Annotated in this window: 13 protein-coding genes and 1 pseudogene; 3 read left to right on the forward strand and 11 right to left on the reverse strand. The window is 65.3% G+C overall.

Annotated features, from left to right (window positions below; genetic code table 11):
• The first annotated feature begins 74 nt into the window (after positions 1 to 74).
• Complete coding sequence (locus ACZ0AV_RS06240) at positions 75 to 1,046, forward strand: helix-turn-helix domain-containing protein (RefSeq protein ID WP_499150237.1); 972 nt, start codon at positions 75 to 77, stop codon at positions 1,044 to 1,046.
• 125 nt (positions 1,047 to 1,171) lie between these two features.
• Here the strand turns inward: ACZ0AV_RS06240 and ACZ0AV_RS06245 are convergent, their stop codons facing one another.
• The 7 genes from ACZ0AV_RS06245 to ACZ0AV_RS06275 form a co-directional block, all read right to left on the reverse strand.
• On the reverse strand, positions 1,172 to 2,095 hold the full coding sequence (locus ACZ0AV_RS06245) for an NADP-dependent oxidoreductase (RefSeq protein WP_499150238.1): 924 nt from the start codon (positions 2,093 to 2,095) through the stop codon (positions 1,172 to 1,174).
• 26 nt (positions 2,096 to 2,121) lie between these two features.
• Positions 2,122 to 2,541, reverse strand: coding sequence for a DoxX family protein (locus ACZ0AV_RS06250; RefSeq protein ID WP_499150239.1), 420 nt, complete (start codon positions 2,539 to 2,541; stop codon positions 2,122 to 2,124).
• A 244-nt stretch (positions 2,542 to 2,785) separates the two neighbouring features.
• The gene (locus ACZ0AV_RS06255) at positions 2,786 to 4,030 is read right to left on the reverse strand and encodes a multidrug effflux MFS transporter (RefSeq protein ID WP_499150240.1); all 1,245 of its coding nucleotides are present in this window, start codon (positions 4,028 to 4,030) and stop codon (positions 2,786 to 2,788) included.
• On the reverse strand, positions 4,027 to 5,319 hold the full coding sequence (fabF, locus tag ACZ0AV_RS06260) for a beta-ketoacyl-ACP synthase II (protein WP_499150241.1): 1,293 nt from the start codon (positions 5,317 to 5,319) through the stop codon (positions 4,027 to 4,029). Before fabF ends, ACZ0AV_RS06255 begins: the two co-directional genes overlap by 4 nt.
• Positions 5,320 to 5,399: 80 nt before the next feature.
• Positions 5,400 to 8,477, reverse strand: coding sequence for an efflux RND transporter permease subunit (locus tag ACZ0AV_RS06265; RefSeq protein ID WP_499150242.1), 3,078 nt, complete (start codon positions 8,475 to 8,477; stop codon positions 5,400 to 5,402).
• Positions 8,474 to 9,580 carry an efflux RND transporter periplasmic adaptor subunit gene (locus tag ACZ0AV_RS06270; protein WP_499150243.1) on the reverse strand — a complete coding sequence of 369 codons (1,107 nt, stop codon included), beginning with the start codon at positions 9,578 to 9,580 and terminating at the stop codon, positions 8,474 to 8,476. Before ACZ0AV_RS06270 ends, ACZ0AV_RS06265 begins: the two co-directional genes overlap by 4 nt.
• An 81-nt stretch (positions 9,581 to 9,661) precedes the next feature.
• Entirely contained in the window at positions 9,662 to 10,276 is a 615-nt protein-coding gene (locus tag ACZ0AV_RS06275) for a TetR/AcrR family transcriptional regulator (RefSeq protein ID WP_499150244.1), read from the reverse strand.
• A gap of 90 nt (positions 10,277 to 10,366) precedes the next feature.
• Here ACZ0AV_RS06275 and ACZ0AV_RS06280 point away from each other — a divergent pair.
• Positions 10,367 to 11,800, forward strand: a pseudogene (locus ACZ0AV_RS06280) (efflux transporter outer membrane subunit); the annotation flags it as partial.
• Positions 11,801 to 12,050: 250 nt separating this feature from the next.
• On the opposite strand, the gene ACZ0AV_RS06285 reads toward ACZ0AV_RS06280, so the two are convergent.
• Entirely contained in the window at positions 12,051 to 13,217 is a 1,167-nt protein-coding gene (locus ACZ0AV_RS06285) for an MFS transporter (protein WP_499150245.1), read from the reverse strand.
• A gap of 94 nt (positions 13,218 to 13,311) precedes the next feature.
• Here ACZ0AV_RS06285 and ACZ0AV_RS06290 point away from each other — a divergent pair, with 94 nt between their 5' ends.
• The gene (locus tag ACZ0AV_RS06290; protein ID WP_499150246.1) at positions 13,312 to 14,205 is read left to right on the forward strand and encodes a LysR family transcriptional regulator; all 894 of its coding nucleotides are present in this window, start codon (positions 13,312 to 13,314) and stop codon (positions 14,203 to 14,205) included.
• Between the two features lie 37 nt (positions 14,206 to 14,242).
• Here the strand turns inward: ACZ0AV_RS06290 and ACZ0AV_RS06295 are convergent, their stop codons facing one another.
• From ACZ0AV_RS06295 to ACZ0AV_RS06305, 3 genes are read right to left on the reverse strand one after another with little or no spacing between them, the layout of a single operon-like run.
• Positions 14,243 to 14,452: a hypothetical protein gene (locus ACZ0AV_RS06295; protein WP_499150247.1), complete on the reverse strand. Its 210-nt coding sequence runs from the start codon at positions 14,450 to 14,452 to the stop codon at positions 14,243 to 14,245.
• A gap of 53 nt (positions 14,453 to 14,505) precedes the next feature.
• Positions 14,506 to 14,802, reverse strand: a complete 297-nt coding sequence (locus ACZ0AV_RS06300) for a hypothetical protein (protein ID WP_499150248.1) — start codon at positions 14,800 to 14,802, stop codon at positions 14,506 to 14,508.
• A gap of 14 nt (positions 14,803 to 14,816) precedes the next feature.
• On the reverse strand, positions 14,817 to 15,314 hold the full coding sequence (locus tag ACZ0AV_RS06305) for a MarR family winged helix-turn-helix transcriptional regulator (protein WP_499150249.1): 498 nt from the start codon (positions 15,312 to 15,314) through the stop codon (positions 14,817 to 14,819).
• Positions 15,315 to 15,383 lie beyond the last annotated feature (69 nt).

The raw sequence follows: 15,383 nt of genomic DNA on the forward strand, positions 1-15,383 counted from the left end.
CGGTTGCACGCGCCCACCGGTGCGCTACCCTGTCGACCGGCGCCCTCACCCGCGGGCATCGTCGATGGCTCCCCATGAAACGATCCAATCAGACCAATCCCGCTGTGGAGGCACCGCCCCTTCACGCCGAACGGATTCCTGCCGAAGCCATGCTCCGGTACATGCCGAGCGCACACCGTGCCCTGGCGCCGCGCCCCGGCCTCAGGGACGTCGTGCTGCAGCTGTTCACGCACCACAGCATCGCCGAGCCGATCCTCGTGCCGGCGGTGGCCGAGCCGTTGCTGGTGATGGTGCTGGCGGGGGCCGCTACCGTCGAGGAGCGGAACCTGGGGGGTGAATGGGCAGCGAGCGAAGTCGAGGTCGGTGACTTCTACCTGACCTATTCGGCCCAGCCCTACGAGATGCGTTGGCAAACCCGGGGAGGCGACACCTTCGAGGTGATGCACCTTTACCTTGCCCATTCGCTGATCGACCAGGCCGCGCGTGACGTGCTGGGCTCCCACGCGGATAGCGTCAACTTGCGTGATGTTTCCGGCGGCCGGGACAGCCTGGTCCGCATGCTGCTCGAACAGCTGCGCGTCGAGCTGGCCGAGATACGCGACCCCAGCCCCCTGTTCGTTCACAGCCTGGCCCAGGCGTTGAGCGTCCACCTGGTACGTGCCTACCACGATCCGCTATCCACGACACGGCGCGCCAACTCGCTGCAGGCCTACAAGCTGCGCCGGGTGATCGACCAGATGCACGAGCGCCTGGCGGCCGACTTCTGCCTGGCAGACCTGGCGGAAACGGCCCAATTGAGCGAATACCACTTCAGCCGGCTGTTCAAGCGCGCCACCGGCGCGTCGCCTTCGCAATACTTCATCCGCCTGCGTATGGCCAGGGCCCGACAATTGCTGCTCGACACTGACCATAGCGTGATCGATATCGCCATGGAGGTCGGCTATTCGAGCCCCAGCCACTTCTCGCAGGTATTTCGGCGAGCAGTGGGCGTGACGCCAAGCGCCTATCGCAACCCGCAACCCGCAACGGGCCTAGGGTCGCGGTGATCGAGCACACGCCCGGCAACCCGAAATTGGCCCTACCGAGCAACTGTCGCCCGATTGCCCTGGCTATCGGGCATTTTGCGCACGCAGAAGAGCCGGGCTATGCCCGGCTCTTCTGCTGAACGGTTTCATCGGCTGGCGTCGAGCACCAGCTTGCCACGGGTATGTCGTTGCGAGCTCCTGCGCAAGGCCTCTGCGGCCTGCGACAACGGCAGCACGTCGACATTGATCGTCAGCTCGCCGGTGTCGAAACGTGCGGCGATCTCGGCCAGTTGAACGCCGTCGGAACGAGTAGCAAAATGTTTGCCCGTGGCGCCGGCAGCCCTGGCGGCAGCGACGTCCGGTGAGCTCACCGGTGACACCATTACGCCACCGGCCTTGAGCACCGCCCAGGAGCGCGCCTGAGTGTCGCCGCCGACCAGGTCGAGCACCACATCGACTTTATCGACCGCCGTCTCGAACGCCGTGCGGGTGTAGTCGATCACCTGATGCGCCCCCAGCCCCTTGAGATAGTCGTGGTTGGCCGCCGAGGCGGTGGCAATCACCGTGGCGCCGGCAATCCGCGCCATCTGCACCGCCATGCTGCCCACCCCACCCGCGGCGCCATGGATCAACACCAGTTGACCGGCGGCGACCTGCGCGTGCTCGTGCAGCGCCTGCCACGCTGTCAAGGCTGCAGCAGGAACTCCACTGGCCTCGAGCGCCGATAGCCGCGCCGGACGATGGGCCAGCCGATCAGCACTGGCGACCACCTGAGAGGCGAAGCCCCCGACGATTCCAATGAATCCGAATACCTGGTCACCGACCGCGACCCCCTGAACGCCCTCTCCCACCGCCCCCACCTGCCCAGCTACTTCGACGCCGGGTGTGTAGGGCAGCTCCAGCGGGATGAACGCTTTCAGGCCACCCGACAGGAGCTTCCAGTCGATCGGGTTCACGCCGCTGCCCGCCACGTTGATGAGCACTTCACCCTGGACGGGAACCAGGCCCGGACGTTCCTGGAGCGTGAGGCCTTCCGGCTCGCCGTATTGCACAACGCGTACCGCTTTCATGCTGTATCCCCTCTGTCAGTTCGCAGTCAGCCGCGACGCGCATCGAGGCTGAAACGGCCGGAGCCGAACGCCACTACCTGCAAAAGCCCACCCGCCATGGCGAGGTTCTTGAAGAAATGGATGAACTGGTTCTGGTCACCCAACTGGTTATGGAACGCGAGTGCCGTGGCGATGCTGAAAACCGCAAGGCCGGCTGCGACAAGGCGAGTCCGATAGCCGACGATCAACGCCACGCCGCCGACCAGTTCGGCGAGGATGGCCAGCGCGAGCGCCACGCCAGGAAACGGCAGGCCGACCGATTCGATGTAGCCGATCATTGCAGTTGGAGCGCTGAGCTTGGAGATGCCGGACAGGACGAAGATGGCGCTTAGCAATATCCGCCCGGCAAGTGAAGCGCCAGCAGAAAGACCGGCAGAGGTATGGGTGAGTGCAGTGGATTGAGTCATGGTTGGTTCCTCGATAAGGGCCACCACCGTGGTGAGCCGCAGTGAGGAAATGATGCCCGCAGGCAACTTAACTAAATAGCCGCCTAATTTAGAATGATACTTTCTATTTAATCGAACATCTCCGGCGCACGCTCCGGTGAGTCTTTGCCCGACACAAAGCACCCGCTGCATCAACCATCACGTATCCCGGCCCGCTGCCGGGCAGCCAGCGGCAGCCCCGGTCGCGATGAGCGCACCAGAGGCGCTATCGGCTCTGCGCGCTCGATCCGGCCGCCAGGTGATTACCCAACGTGAACAGTCCCAAGCCGATCAGGCAGACCACTACCTGAGTGGCGCCCAGGGTAGTCACGGGCGCGAACTCCAGCACGGAAACCAGCCAGGTAGTGATCGCTGCAGCGCCCATGGTGAGAAAGCCGAGCAGCGCCGATGCAAGCCCCGCTTCCTTGCCGAATGGGCCCATGGTGATGGCGGTACCCAGCGGGTTGGCGAGGCCCATGCCCCAGAGGAAGATCATCATCGACAGCGTGTACCAGGCCAGGCCGGGGTCGCTCGGCCCAATCAGCAAGAGGCTGCCGGCCAGCACCGCAGTGGCGAGCCCGAGGGCGGTTATCCTGCGGCCACCGAAGCGTCGGGCCAGGCGCGGTGCAGCCATGCCGGCGGCGAACACCACGAATACCGTAGCGGCGAAGTACAGCCCGGCCTCCAGGGACGACAGTCCCATGCCGCTCATCAAGATCGCCGGCGCCGCACCAAACGAAGCGAACAAACCGCTCATGAGCAAGCTCACTGCGCAGGCGGGCAGGATGAACCGGCCATCGCCGAGCAGCCTGCCGTAAGCGCCCATCACCTGTGGCACCGTTTGCCTGACGCGACGTTCAGGCGGCAGCGTTTCGCCAAGGCCGCGGGCGTAGAACAAGGCGATCGCCACGGCGGCCACCCCCACCATCACGAAAATCGCCCGCCAGCCCAGGGCGGTGGTCAGCAAGCTGCCGAGCAACGGCGAGAAACCGGGCGCCATCGCGGTGGCGATCATGGTCAGGGAAAGTGCGCGCGCCAGCGTCTCGCCCTCGAACAGGTCGCGGGCGATGGCACGCGCCAGCACCGCTGCGGCGCAGACACCCAGCGCCTGGATGACCCGACCGGCAATCAGCATGTCGAGTGAGCCGGCCAGACCGCCAACCAGGGTGCCCGCCACGAACAGCGTGAGCCCACCGAGCACCAGGCGCTTGCGGCCGAAACGATCAGCCAGCGGCCCCACCACCAGCTGTGCAAGCGCGAAGGTGATGAAGAAGCTGGAAAGCGTCAGCCCAAGCTCACGCGCGGACACGCCCAACTGCCTGCCGATGTCCGGGAAGGCCGGGAGAATGATGTTGGTGGACAGGATACTGATCGCCGAAAGGCCGGCCAGCAGCGCAACGACCTTGCCGGTGAGCCGCGTTGCGCCGGGAATCGGGCTGGCGCGTTCTACGCACCGGTGTTGCACGCTCAAGGCGTGGCCTCCCAACGACGGAACAACACGCTGGCATTCACGCCACCAAAACCAAAGCCGTTGGAGAGCGCGTGGGTGATCGGCATCTGCCGGGCACTCAGCGCCACCAGGTCGAGCCCCGCAGCGGCTTCGTCCGGATGGATGAGGTTCAGGGTCGGCGGCACGATCTGGTTACGCAGCGCCAGCACCGTGAAGATCGCCTCGATCCCGCCAGCTGCACCCAGCAAGTGGCCGGTGGCGGATTTTGTCGAACTGATCGCCGCACCCGCCCCGGCGCCAAACAGTGCGCGAATGGCGGCCAGTTCACCGTTGTCACCAACCTGTGTCGAGGTGGCGTGCGCGTTGATGTGCTGCACGTCCTCGGGGCTCAGGCCCGCCTGCTGCAGCGCCTGTTGCATGGCACGACGCGCACCGCTGCCATCCTCGGGACCGGCGGTGAGGTGATAGGCGTCGGCACTGGTGCCGTAGCCCACCAGCTCGGCCAGCGGCATGGCGCCCCGCGCCTGGGCATGCTCCAGCGACTCGATCACCAGCAGCCCGGCACCCTCGGCCATTACGAAACCGTCGCGGTTGCGGTCGAACGGCCGCGAGGCTTCCTGCGGGCGCTCGGCAAAGCCGGTCGACAGCGCGCGCGCGGCAGCGAAGCAGCCCAGGGTCACTCGGTCGATGGCCGCCTCGGTACCGCCGCAGACGGCGATATCGGCTTCGCCGCTTCTGATCAGCCGAGCTGCATCGCCAATCGCTTGCACACCCGCCGCACAGGCGGTGACCGGCGCGCCGAGCGGACCTTTGAAACCATTGCGGATCGACACGTGCCCCGCCGCCATATTGGCCAGGAACGACGGCGCGGTGAACGGTGACAACCTGCGCGGCCCGCGTGAATCGGTGGTGCGTACCGCCTCGGCCAGCGCGCGAAATCCACCCACGCCCGACGCGATGATGGTCGCCGTGCGCGCCTGCTGCGCTTCGCTGCTCGGCTGCCAGCCCGCCTGCTGCAGTGCTTCGTGAGCGGCGATCAGGGCGAACTCGATGAAGCGATCCATCTTTTTGCGCTCCTTGGGCGCTATTAACGACTCGGGTCGATAGCCGGCCAGCGCGTCCTCCGCGTGCGTGGGCACCTGACCGCCCACCGTGACGCCCGTGCCTTCGGTGATCTGTGCCGGCAGTGTTCGAATGCCCGAACGCCCGGCCAGCAGGCGACGCCACACTTCGTCCACGCCACAGCCCAGCGGCCCGACGATGCCGGTGCCGGTTACCACGATACGTTGATGAGCCTGAATGGGAGTCATTGGAACCTCTCTGTAGTCGGTCGGCACCCTCCCCGGCTGCGGGAGGGTGGGTGGCAGACGCTCGCCGGAGGTCGGCGGCGTCAGGCTGTCGCGACGCTGCGGGTAACGGGGCGGATCTTGAACCAGATGGCGTACATCGCCGGCAGGAACACCAGGGTGATGATGGTGCCGACGAAGGTGCCGCCGATCAGGGTGTAGGCCAGGGTGCCCCAGAACACCGAATGGGTCAGGGGAATGAACGCGAGGATCGCCGCCAGTGCCGTCAGCAATACCGGCCGGGCGCGCTGCACCGTGGCTTCGACCACCGCATTGAACGGATCCAGGCCCTCGCTCTCGTTATGGTGGATCTGCCCGATCAGAATCAGCGTGTTGCGCATCAGAATCCCGGACAGCGCGATGAGGCCGACCAGCGCATTGATACCGAATGGCTGCTGGAACAACAGCAGCACCGGCACCACGCCGATCAGGCCCAGCGGCGAGGTGAGAAACACCATGACCATGGCCGAGATCGAGCGCACCTGCAGGATGATGATCAGCAACGTCAGGGCGATCATGATCGGCAGCAATGGCAGGATCGCCTGGCTGGCCTTGCCCGACTCCTCGATGGAACCGGCCATCTCGATGCGGTAGCCAGCCGGCAACGTCTCGATGATCGGCTGCAGGTCCTGCCACACCGCCGTGGCCACATCCGGCGGCTGCAGCCCCTCGGCGATATCGCCGCGCACGGTGATGGTCGGCGTGCGATCACGGCGGCGCAGGACCGGGTCTTCCATGCGCACATCGACCTCGCCGATCTGCGCCAGCGGAATGCGCTGGCCGCCCTCACCGACCAGGGTGAAGCCCTCGATCTTCGCGGGGTCGAGGCGGATGTCTCCCGCCGCCCGGCCGACCACCTGCACGGAGCGGATGTCCTCACGTACCGAGGTGATCGGCACGCCGGTGAGCAGGAACTGCAGTTGCTGCGCCACCGCACTGGAGGTCAGGCCAACGGCCTGCAGGCGGTCCTGATCCAGCGAGAAATGCAGTGTCGGCACCCGCGGGCCCCAGTCGGCATTCACCGTGCGCATCATCGGGCTGGCCTGCAGGACGCCTTGCACACGGCTGGCGATTTCGCGCAATTGCATGGGGTCGGGGCCCATCACCCGGTACGCCACCGGGTACGGCGAGTAAGGGCCGAATACCAGTTGCGTCACGCGCACCTTGGCCTCCGGCGCCAGCCCTTCGGAGGCGGCTTCGCGAATGCGCAGCTTCAGCGCTTCGCGGGCCTCCTGACTGTCGGTCAGCACCACGATCTTGGCAAACGATGGGTCGGGCAGCTCCGGTGCCATGGCCAGGAAGAACCGCGGCGGGCCCTGGCCGATGTAGGCAGTGACGATCTTGGCTTCTTCCTGCTCGCGCAGCCACGACTCGACCTTGACGGCCGTGGCGTTGGTCTGCTCGATGGAGGTGCCGTACGGCATCTGCAGCTCGACCAGCACCTCGGGCCGGTCGGAGGTCGGGAAGAACTGCTTCTTCACCAGCCCCATGCCCAGTACCGCAACCACGAACGCGGCGATGACGGCGCCAGCCACCAGCCATTTGAGGGCGATGACCCGCGCCAGCAGCGTGCGGAACCGGTTGTAGTGACGGGTGTTGTAAATGGCCGCGTGACCGCCCTCGACCTGCTTGATCTCTGGCAGCAACTTCACGCCCAGGTAGGGGGTGAAGGCTACCGCCACCACCCAGGAGGCGATCAGCGCGATGCCGACGATCCAGAACATGTTGCTGGTGTATTCGCCCGCCGTGGATTGCGCGAAGCCGTTGGGCATGAAGCCGATGGCCGTGACCAGCGTGCCGGAGAGCATCGGCGCGGCGGTATGGCTCCAAGCATAGGCCGATGCTTTGAAGCGGTCATAACCCTCCTCCATCTTCACCACCATCATTTCGATGGCGATGATGGCGTCGTCCACCAACAGGCCCAGGGCAAGGATCAGCGAGCCGAGGGTGATGCGGTCGAAGTTCTTGCCGCTGGCCGACATCACCACGAAGACGATGGCCAGTGTCAGCGGCACGGCAGCGGCGACCACGATACCCACGCGCCAGCCCATGCTGACGAAGCAGACCAGCATCACCACCAGCAGGGCGACGAAGAACTTGACCATGAACTCGTCGACGGACGAGCTGATATTGACCGCCTGATCGGTGACCTTGTCCAGCGCCATGCCCAGTGGCATGGCCGCGTTGATTGCTGCCGTCTCGGCGTCGAGTGCCGCGCCGAGATCGAGGCCGTTCCAGCCCTCGCGCATCACCACCCCGAGCAGCAGCGCCGGTTCGCCGCCGTTGCGCACCAGAAAAGTGGCGGGGTCTTCGTAGCCGCGCTCCACCGTTGCCACATCGGCAAGCTTCAGCGAACGACCTTGCACGGCAATTGGTGTTTCGCGGACTTTCGCCAGCGTGTCGAATGCCCCATCCAGGCGCATGACCACCTGCGGCCCACGGGTTTCCACCGAACCGGCAGGCGTCAGGACATTCTGGCTGTTGAGTGCGGCGAAGATATCCTGCGGGGTCACGCCCAGGGTCGCCAGGCGGTCATGGGAGAAGGACACGAAGATGCGTTCGGCCTGCTCGCCAATGATGTTGACCTTCTTGACCCCTGGCACATGCAGCAGGCGCTGGCGCAGCGACTCGGCGTCACGCACCAGTTGGCGCTGCGGCTCGCCCCTGGCCTTCAGGGCATACAGCGCGAAGGTCACGTCCGAGAATTCATCGTTGATCATCGGCCCGATGACGCCAGCCGGCAGGCTCTTCGCCTCGTCGCCAAGCTTTTTGCGGGCCTGGTAGAACTCTTCCTGCACCTGCGCTGGCGGCGTGCTGTCGAGCAACGACACCATGGTGAACGCCAGGCCCGCACGGGTGTAGGTTTCACTGCGGTCATACCAGCGCAGCTCCTGCATGCGTTTTTCCAGCGGCTCGGCGACCTGGTCCTGCATCTCCTGGGCGGTGGCGCCCGGCCATGCGGTGATGATGGTCATCTGCTTGACGGTGAAGGGCGGATCTTCAGCGCGGCCCAACTGGAAGAACGCCAGTGTCCCCGCCACGGCGATCAACAGGATGAAAAACAGCGTGATGGATCGCTCGCGTACCGCCAGGGCGGACAGGTTGAAACGCCCCTCGCTCATGGCTGGCTCCCGGCTACCGGCGCAACGGCAGTCGGAGCACGCCGTACTTCCTGGCCATCACGCAGCAGGTGTGCACCCAGCGCCACCACCTGCTCGCCGGCCTCGAGGTTGCCGGCCACCCGTGCCGTATCATCGCCGACAGCCAGTATCTGCACCGGGCGCCAGGCGACCGTTGCAGGTTGGCCAGCGATCACCCACACACCCGAGCCATTGCCCGGGTCGTAGAGCGCGGCGATGGGTACCTGGCGCACCTGAGCGCTATTTTTGCCCTCTCCGATGCTCAAGGTGATGGTCGAACCGAGCGGCGCACTGGCCAGTGCTCCATCGAGCACATACCTGGCTTCGAAGGTACGCGTGGTGGCGTCGGCGGCCTCCGAAAGCAGGCGCAGCCTGGCAGCGACGGCAGCACCGTCGCTGCCATAGAGGGTGGCCTGAGCCGCCGAGCCCGGCGCAGGGCGTAGCGTTTCGGGGAGGTGCACGATGGCTTCGCGCTGCCCTGCGCGTGCCAGGCGCACCACTGCCTGGCCGGCGCTGACCACCTGGCCGGGCTCGACCAGGGTTTCCATCACCACACCGTCGGCATCCGCCAGCAAGGCCGCGTAACCCGTGGCGTTACGGGCCACATCCGCCTGAGCCTGGGCAGCACTGAGCTGCGCCCTGGCGGAATCCGCAGCGGCCTTGATCTGATCATATGCTGACGCGGACACCGCACCGGCAGCGACCAGGCCGCGATAACGCGCCTCGTCGTCAGACGTCTGCCTGGCCCGCGCCTGGGCGGATGCGACGGCCTCTTGCTGGGCACGTGCCTGCAGTTGCAGATCAATGGGATCGAGGCGCATCAGCAGCTGGCCGCGCTTGACCGTTTCCCCGGTATCTACCAGACGCTCGAGCACCTTGCCGGACACCCGAAAACCCAGGTCGCTTTGCGTGCGAGCCACCACCACCCCGGTAAACGAGCGTGAGGACTCGATCGAATTTTCGACCGCCGCCGTCCGGACCAGCGGCGGCTTGTCGCGCGGGTCTTTCTGAACGGATGAGTCGCCGCACGCCACCAGGACGAGGGGCAGTAGGCAAAGGGTCAAAACGGCAGGCTCGAGGCGCATGGGTTCCGTTACTCAAGAGCAAAGTAGGAACCTCATTCTTATTCTAGTGACCAAATCTGTCAATGGTCACAAAGCAAATCGCTACGGTGCCAGGCTGCGCAATATCAATGCAGGCAGGTGTACCGCGGCTTGGGCGGCGTTATCCAGGTTGTATTGCAGCTGAGCCGGGTCGACATAGGGCAGGATGATCAGGAAGATCGCGCTGCAGGCCTCGTCAAGCGGTGTCTTGCGCTCGAACTCGCCAGTTTCGCGGCCCTCCAGAAGGATCAGCCGAATCAGTTCGCGGATCCTTTCCTGGTGAGCCATCGCCGAAGGCCACTGGTCACGGGAAGCGACGGCAGCGATGTCATAGAGTTTGCGATCATGGAAGAACAGATCGCTGCCCGCGGCTGAAATCGAGCGAAACAGACGTCGCAGCTTCTCGGTGGCGGTTGGTGCATCGGCCAGCGCAGCCTCGACGATGCCCATGATCATGGCCAGGCGGTTGGTGCAGATCACCCCGCCTATCGCCTGCTTGGAATCGAAGAACTTGTAGATGTACGCCTTGGAAAAGCCGATGGCCTTGGCGAGGTCCGAGACGGTGGTCTTCTCGTACCCGTAATGGCCGAAATGCTGGGTTGCCGCATTGATGATCTGGTCGCGGATCTCGTGATCCAGCGGCCCGCGAGTGGTCGAGGTATTCATATCGTCGTTCATGGCTAAAGCTTACCTTTCCGGAGAGCTGATTGACAGATAGTGACCAATCTATAATATGGTCACAACCTTATTTTGCCTCTGGGAATCATCATGCCTGCCATGCGCACCCTTGCCCTCGCAATAAGCACCAGCCTGGCGGCCGGGTGTGCGGTCGGTCCCGATTACCGGCAGCCGGACCTGCCGCTGGCCGATCGGTACCTGGGACAGGCCGCCGTGGAACGGCGGACCAGAGCCACACCCACCTCCTTTGCCGCCTGGTGGGAAGGCTTCTCCGATCCTCGCCTGAGCGCGCTGGTCAGCAGAGCCCTTGCGCAGAACCTCGACATGGCTCAAGCCCAGGCCCGTGTGGCCCAGGCACGTGCCGGCCTGGGCGCAGCCAATGCGGCGCTGCTGCCCTCTGCCGCTGTCAACGGCCAGGCCGCACGGGCCTATCAATCCGTGGAAACGCCGCTGGGACGGGTACTCGACGCCACACCCGGCTATGACCGCTATGGCAATAACTACGAGGCCAACCTCGAAGCAGGCTGGGAACTGGATGTGTTCGGCGGCCTGCGCCGCGGGCGCGAAGCAGCACTGGCCGAGTACCAGGCATCCGAAGCCGGCAACGTCGCTACGCGACTGGCCGTCGCCGCGCAAACCGCCGACATCTACACCACCGTGCGCGGGCTACAGGCACGGCTGGCGATTGCCAGGCGGCAGGTGGACACCCAGCAGGAGCTGCTGGACAAGGTTCGCCTGCTGCACGCCCGGGGCCTTGCCGCGGAGTACCAGGTGCAGCAGACCGAGGGCGAGCTCGCCCAGGTTCAGGCCAGCCTGCCAGTACTGCAGACCGGCCTGGACGCGGCGATGAACGCACTGGACGTGATGCTCGGTACGCCACCCGGCAGCCACCGCAGCGAACTCGCCGGCGCCAGCGCGATCCCACGGGCGCCACAACTGACGGGCACCGGCTCACCGGCTGATCTGCTGCGCCGCAGGCCCGACCTGATCGCGGCCGAACGTCGCCTTGTCGCCGCCAATGCGCGTATCGGCGAAGCAATCGGCGAGTACTACCCGAAGTTCTCCCTGGCCGCCCTGCTCGGCAGCGCCACCACCGAAAGCGGCAATCTGTTCGGCAGCGGCGCCGCGCAGTCGGCAGGCATGCTCGGCTTGCGCTGGCGGCTGTTCGACTTCGGCCGCATCAATGCGCAGATCGACCAGGCCAGGGGGCAGGAAGCCGAAGCACTCGCCGCCTATCGCCAGTCGGTACTGCGGGCCAGTGAAGAGGTCGAGAACGCTTTCTCGGCGCTGGTCAATCGCGAGGCTCAGGCGGTGACCCTGGCGGCCGGTGAAACCTCCCTCAGCGGCGCCAGGCAGTCGTCCTTCGTCGCCTATCAGAACGGCGCGGCCAGCCTGATCGACGTGCTCAATGCCGACCAGACCCTGCTGCGTGCCGCTGACGCCAGGGCCCAGGCACAGGCAGAAGCGGCTCGTGCCGCCATTGCCGCTTTCCGAGCCTTGGGCGGAGGCTGGGAGCCATCGGAGTACAACACCGATGGTAGAGGCTTCACCGCGCCAGCTGCCCAGGCCCAGCAGCCAGCGCGCGTTGAACCGGAACGCAGGGCAGACACCCGACCAACCAGCTGAGTCTGCGCTGTCGACGCCAGGCTGCGGTGCGCGGACCTTCAGCTCATCGGCGCACCGGGCTGCATGCGTTGCACATGCATGTTTGTTGCACAAAGGCGCAGCAAGCGCTGCACCTTCGATGGGTAGACCGCGAGTACTTGCGCCCCCCTCAGCCCAGCGCCGCCGCGACCGTCCTTGATCGCCAGGCAAAGCCCACTACCATCAACAGCCCCAGCCCTGCCATGGCTGCCCCGGCCAGGGAGACCGCCGGGTAACCCAGCCCCGCGCTGATCACCGCGCCGCCCAGCGCCGCGCCAATCGCGTTACCCAGGTTGAAAGCGCCGATATTCACCGCCGAGGCCAGGTTCGGGGCATCCTTGGCGGCCTCCATCACGCGCATCTGCAGCGGAGGCACGATGGCGAAGCTGGCGATGCCCCAGATCAGGATGGCCACGGCGGCCGGCAGCGGCCAGCGCATCAGTACGGTGAACGCCAGCAGTACAACTATCAGTACGCTCAGCGAAACGATCAGGGTGCGGTCGATGGATCGGTCAGCGGCCTTGCCGCCCCACATGTTGCCCAACGTGAGGCCCACCCCGTACAACACCAGCATCGCGGTAATAAACGCGGTGGACGCGTGGGTCTCGCTGCCGAGGATCGGCGCGATGTAGGTGAATACGGTGAACATCGCACTCGAACCGACTACGGTCAGGGCCAGCGCCCCCAGCACCGGGCCACGGCCCAGCGCGCGAACTTCGGCCATTACACCGACGCTTTTCGGCGCTGGCAGGTTGGGCAAGGCGAACCACAACGCGACCATGGCCACCACGCCGAGGCCGGTAATTCCCCAGAATGCGGTGCGCCAACCGAGCACTTCGCCAAACCAGGCAGCCAGCGGCACACCACCGATGGTCGCCAGGGTCAGGCCCATGAACATGGCCGCCACCGCCCCGGCACGTTTCTCTGGGACGACCACGCTGGCGGCGACGATGGAGCCAACGCCAAAGAACGCACCGTGGTTCAGTGAGGTCACCACCCGGGCGACCATCAGGCTGTAGTAATCGGTCGCCAGGGCCGACATCAGATTTCCCAGGGTGAATATCGCCATGAGCCCGATCAACAGGTAGCGCCGGGGAATCCTGCCGGTGGTCAGGGTCATCAGCGGCGCGCCGAGCAGTACGCCCAGGGCGTAAGCACTGACCAGTAGACCGGCGGCGGGAATGGAAACGCCGAGATCACTGGCGATACCGGGCAACATGCCCATGGGCGCGAACTCGGTGACACCGATGCCGAAGGCCCCGATGGCGAGTGCGACGAGGGGTGGATTGATACGCATGAGAGGCTCCTTATCTATGCCGCAGATGCTACGATCCCGCCCCCGATGGCGGTAGACCGCTTTTCTGGCAAACACCTTTGCCGTGGAGGCACGAATGGACGTAGGCGGCCGATCAGGCGAGATGGCGGTGCTTGTCCGCGTGGCGCAGGCAGGCAGCCTGTCGGCGGCAGCGCGCACCCTGGGCCTGACACCCTCGGCGGTCAGCCGGATCATCGCGCGCACCGAACAGCGCCTGGGCACTCGCCTGCTGTTGCGCACCACCCGGGCGATCACCTTCACCGCCGAGGGCGAGGCCTACCTGCGCGGCGCCCGGCGCATCCTCGCCGACATGGCCGAGGTCGAGGACGCCATCGCCGACCAGAGCGTGCCGAAGGGGCGCATCCGCGTCAGCGCCGCGCTCGGCCATGGGCGGCTGGCCATCGTGCCGCTGGTGGCGGCCTTCAGTGCGCGCTACCCGAACATCACCGTCGACCTCACTCTGGGTGACGAAGTGGTCGACATTCTCGGCGGCCAGGCCGACGTGGCGGTGCGCTTTGGCCATCTGCCCGACAGCCCACTGACCGCGCGCAAGATCGGCGACACCGGCCAGGTGGTGGTGGCCTCACCCGATTATCTGCAGCGCCATGGCACGCCCCAGGAACCGGAAGACCTGCTGGGGCACAACTGCCTGCGCTTCAACTTCCGCCGTGCCGAACCCAACTGGCCGTTCGTGCGCGACGGAAACGAGTTCTTCATGAAGGTGGGCGGCAACATCGAATGCAGCAGCGGCGAGGCCCTGGCGCAATTGGCCCGTGTCGGCGCCGGTATCGCCCGCATCGGCGAGTTCAGCGTGAGCGAGGACATCCAGCGCGGCGAGCTGATACCGCTGCTCGAAGCCTGCAACCCCGGCGACCGGGAACCGATTCACGCGGTATTCGTAGGCGGCTCGGCAATGCCGGTGCGGGTGCGAGTGTTCGTGGATTTTCTGATCGAGCATCATCGGCTTTAGGGTTTCGCCGTCGATCTTCGGCCGCAGCGGCAGTTAGCTACATAAGGCCCTTTAATCCGATAAACAGCAGCGCAATGACGAACAGCACCACAAGCGAAAATACCAAACCAACGAAACTCGGCAGGAAATGCAGGTAGCTGTTGGTATCGCGATAACGCCCGAACGTCATCGCCTTCAACACCCAAAGCCCGAGCACTCTGAACACGACTTCAAATAGGACACCGATGGTGTTGAAAACCACTTCCATGATGTGTCCATCTCCTCGGCGTACTGGGTAACCCGGCCGCCTTGATACCAGCGTTAGTGATTCAGAAAAAACAGCACCAGCAGATACAGCCCGAACCCCACGACCGGCAGCAAGTGCCAGAGGTTGGACAGCCACGGCGCCGCGCTCAGGTAGCCGACCACCAGCAGACCGGCGGTGAACAGCGAGATGGCCGGTAACAGCAGCATCAGGCTCGACAGCAGGCGATCCTGGAGCGGCGTCAGCTCGCTGTGGTTGGCGATTGCGGCGCCGGAGAACACCACGATCAGACCCTGCAGGCCGGCGAAGAACAACTGGGCGATCACGCCGATGATCAATGCCGTAAGCGACATGCACATGCCTCCCTTCATTCACCCGGTTGCAGGTTGGCCAACAGCTTGCCAGTGAGTGTATGCAGTTGCTGTTTTTCCTCGTCGTTGAGGGCAGCGAGCACGCGCTGCAGATTAGCGACGTGGGCGGTGAGCATGTTGTCGATCAGTGCAAAGCCCGCCGGTGTCAGGGCCACCAGAATGCCGCGGCGGTCGCTTGGGTGGCGGCGGCGCTCGATCAGTCCGGCCTTCTCCAGGCGGTCGATGCGGCTGGTCATGCCGCCCGAGGAGATCATCGCGCTCTCGTACAACGCAGTGGGCATCAATGCGTAGGGCTCGCCCGCGCGGCGCAGGGTGGCGAGCAGGTCGAACTCGCCGGCTTGCAGGCCGTGCTCGGCGAAGAACGGCAGCAGGTGGTCGCGGCTGATAACGTGGGACAGCTCGGCGAGGCGACCGATCACCGCCATGGAAAAGCCGTCCAGGTCCGGGCGTTGTTGTTGCCACTGCTCGGCGGCCAGTTGTGCACGATCCTGCATATCGCCCTCGATTTATCTTGCCATCAAGATACTTTTCAAAAAGAATGTTTCCATCTTAGCGTATTCATT

The sequence above is a fragment of the Pseudomonas sp. AC532 genome (genome assembly GCF_979258965.1).

What these genes read in the sequence shown, in the direction of transcription:
- ACZ0AV_RS06240 (WP_499150237.1), top strand. Translation starts at nt 75, where the DNA reads ATGAAACGATCCAATCAGACCAATCCCGCTGTGGAGGCACCGCCCCTT.
- ACZ0AV_RS06245 (WP_499150238.1), bottom strand. Translation starts at nt 2,095, where the DNA reads ATGAAAGCGGTACGCGTTGTGCAATACGGCGAGCCGGAAGGCCTCACG.
- ACZ0AV_RS06250 (WP_499150239.1), bottom strand. Translation starts at nt 2,541, where the DNA reads ATGACTCAATCCACTGCACTCACCCATACCTCTGCCGGTCTTTCTGCT.
- fabF (WP_499150241.1), bottom strand. Translation starts at nt 5,319, where the DNA reads ATGACTCCCATTCAGGCTCATCAACGTATCGTGGTAACCGGCACCGGC.
- ACZ0AV_RS06265 (WP_499150242.1), bottom strand. Translation starts at nt 8,477, where the DNA reads ATGAGCGAGGGGCGTTTCAACCTGTCCGCCCTGGCGGTACGCGAGCGA.
- ACZ0AV_RS06270 (WP_499150243.1), bottom strand. Translation starts at nt 9,580, where the DNA reads ATGCGCCTCGAGCCTGCCGTTTTGACCCTTTGCCTACTGCCCCTCGTC.
- ACZ0AV_RS06275 (WP_499150244.1), bottom strand. Translation starts at nt 10,276, where the DNA reads ATGAACGACGATATGAATACCTCGACCACTCGCGGGCCGCTGGATCAC.
- ACZ0AV_RS06285 (WP_499150245.1), bottom strand. Translation starts at nt 13,217, where the DNA reads ATGCGTATCAATCCACCCCTCGTCGCACTCGCCATCGGGGCCTTCGGC.
- ACZ0AV_RS06290 (WP_499150246.1), top strand. Translation starts at nt 13,312, where the DNA reads ATGGACGTAGGCGGCCGATCAGGCGAGATGGCGGTGCTTGTCCGCGTG.
- ACZ0AV_RS06295 (WP_499150247.1), bottom strand. Translation starts at nt 14,452, where the DNA reads ATGGAAGTGGTTTTCAACACCATCGGTGTCCTATTTGAAGTCGTGTTC.
- ACZ0AV_RS06300 (WP_499150248.1), bottom strand. Translation starts at nt 14,802, where the DNA reads ATGTCGCTTACGGCATTGATCATCGGCGTGATCGCCCAGTTGTTCTTC.
- ACZ0AV_RS06305 (WP_499150249.1), bottom strand. Translation starts at nt 15,314, where the DNA reads ATGCAGGATCGTGCACAACTGGCCGCCGAGCAGTGGCAACAACAACGC.